This window comes from Limosilactobacillus avium, assembly GCF_947381485.1.
Classification (GTDB): domain Bacteria; phylum Bacillota; class Bacilli; order Lactobacillales; family Lactobacillaceae; genus Limosilactobacillus; species Limosilactobacillus avium.
Genome location: NZ_CANCWN010000081.1, coordinates 1 through 825, shown reverse-complemented (window position 1 = coordinate 825; position 825 = coordinate 1). Strand labels below are relative to the sequence as shown.

The following is an 825-nucleotide window of genomic DNA, read 5'->3' as shown; positions in this document are numbered from 1 at the left end:
GGTTCTGTAGAAGATGCAGAACAAAACGTTGCTAATGCTGAAAAGGAAGCTGAAAAGGCTGAAGCTGCTTTGAACACTGCTAAGGAAAACGCTGCAGCTGCTCAAAAGGCTTATGATGAAGCAATGAATGCTGAAGCCGATGCAATGAAGAAGGACAGTGACGCTTCTGATGCTTTGCAAGCTGCTCACGAAGCTAGTGTTAAGGCTCTTGAAAACTACAATGCTGCACAACAAGCCTTGGCTGATGCACAAACTGCATATAATAATAATCCTGCTGTTCGAAACTATGTTTCTGCTCAAAATGCTTACCAAGCAGCTAAGGAAGCTGAAGATGCTGCTGCAGCTGCCTTTAAGAAGGCACATGCAGATTGGCAAGCAGGTAACATGAGTGATGTAGAATGGGGCAAAGCACAAGATGCATGGTCAAATGCTGTTGACGCATATGCTACTGCAGAACAAAACATGACTAATGCAAAGCCAGAAAATGCTTACCAAGCAGCTAAGGAAGCTGAAGATGCTGCTGCAGCTGCCTTCAAGAAGGCACATGCAGATTGGCAAGCAGGTAACATGAGTGATGTAGAATGGGGCAAAGCACAAGATGCATGGTCAAATGCTGTTGACGCATATGCTACTGCTGAAAAGAATTACAACGACTACAAGGATGCCGTTGCAAACCTTAATGATGCACAAAACGCTCTTAAGGGCGCTCAACATGATGTAAATGTTGCTGCAGCTAATTACAAGACTGCTGCTGCTGCTTACAAGGCTGCTCACCAAGCATACCTTGACGCACAAAAGACTGCCAACGAAGCAGGTAACAAGGCT

Annotated in this window: 1 pseudogene; it reads left to right on the top strand. The window is 45.1% G+C overall.

Going from position 1 to position 825, the window contains the following annotated elements:
* Positions 1-825 (top strand): annotated as a pseudogene (locus QOS01_RS10385) (hypothetical protein); the annotation flags it as partial.